Annotated in this window: 2 protein-coding genes and 1 pseudogene; 2 read left to right on the plus strand and 1 reads right to left on the minus strand. The window is 74.2% G+C overall.

The features are described 5' to 3' along the window. Together GT042_RS39700 and GT042_RS35655 are read left to right on the plus strand one after the other, a co-directional pair. A pseudogene (locus tag GT042_RS39700) lies at window positions 1-194 on the plus strand (glutamate--cysteine ligase); the annotation flags it as partial. Between the two features lie 152 nt (window positions 195-346). Continuing rightward, a complete protein-coding gene (locus GT042_RS35655; RefSeq protein WP_161312822.1) occupies window positions 347-652 on the plus strand; it encodes a cupin domain-containing protein in 306 nt (101 codons plus the stop codon). A 70-nt stretch (window positions 653-722) separates the two neighbouring features. Here the strand turns inward: GT042_RS35655 and GT042_RS35660 are convergent. Further along, window positions 723-1,160, minus strand: a 438-nt coding sequence (locus GT042_RS35660; RefSeq protein WP_237531530.1) for an ATP-binding protein, incomplete at its 5' end; no start/stop codon positions are given.

Raw genomic sequence — 1,160 nt, forward strand, 5'->3', positions numbered from 1 at the left:
CCCGGGTACGGGCGGGGCGTTCGGGGGCCCACTGGCAGCGCCGGGCCCATCGCGTGCTCGGGTCGGACACCGCGACGGCCCGCCACTACCTGAGACTCAGCGCGACCGGCGCCCCGGTCCACAGCTGGCCGGCGCCTCAGCGCGCCGGGGGCGCGAAGGTGAGGACGGGGTCGGCGAAGTCGCCCGGCGATTAGCTTCCGGTCCGCCGCTCCTGGCCGGGCCACGGGCTTTGCCGGACGGTCGACCACTTGTTCTTCCTGGCCGGGTAGCTTTCACGGCATCCACTGATCTTTGTGTGCGGGCCCGTTTCGGCACGACCGACCTGGTCCGCGGGGAGGGGTGCGTCATGAGCACGGTCAATCTCGCGGAGACGGCGGCCGGCCTGCCCCGGGCCTGGGGCTCCCGCCTGCTGGGCACGGTCGGGGCGGCCTGCGTGAAGGTGCTGCGCATGGACGGCTCACCGGTCGAGGAAGAGAGCCACGAGGCCGCCGAGGCGCTGCTGGTCCTGGACGGCCGGCTGGAACTGGAGGTGGGTGGCACGGACGTGACGGTACGGGCGGGCGAGCTGTTCGTGGTGGCGGCGGGAGCCGCACACACGGTCCGCCCCGGAAGCCGGGGCACGTTGGTGATCGTGGAACTGCCCGAGACGTAAGGGCCCTTCAGGCAGCCGTCACCGGGTAGCTCGGCGGCGGATGACGGTTCCGAACCGCCGAGGAACGCCTTCACGACACGGCGGTCGCCGGGAGGTCGGGGAGCGCGGGGCTGTGGTCCGCCGCCGGGCGCAGGGTGAGGACCATGGTCATGCCGCCGCCGGGGGTGTCCTCGGCGGCGAGGGTGCCGCCCATCGCCTCGGCGAAGCCGCGGGCGACCGCGAGGCCGAGGCCGACCCCGGCGCCGCGCGGGGCGTCCCCGTGCCGCTGGAAGGGTTCGAAGATCCGGTCCTTGGCATCGTCGGGGACCCCCGGGCCCCGGTCCACCACCCGCAGCTCCACCCGCCCGGCGATGGTCCCCGCCGTGACCAGGACCCGTACACCGTCGGGGCTGTACTTCACCGCGTTCTCCACGATGTTGGCCACCGCCCGCTCCAGGAGACCCGGGTCGACGGCCACCATCGGCAGGTCCTCCGGGACGTCCAGGACGACGCTGCCGTCGGGGACCCC

Source organism: Streptomyces sp. SID3212 (assembly GCF_009865405.1).
GTDB lineage: Bacteria > Actinomycetota > Actinomycetes > Streptomycetales > Streptomycetaceae > Streptomyces.

Coding starts and splice junctions, on each gene's coding strand:
- GT042_RS35655 (WP_161312822.1), top strand. CDS start 347: ATGAGCACGGTCAATCTCGCGGAGACGGCGGCCGGCCTGCCCCGGGCC.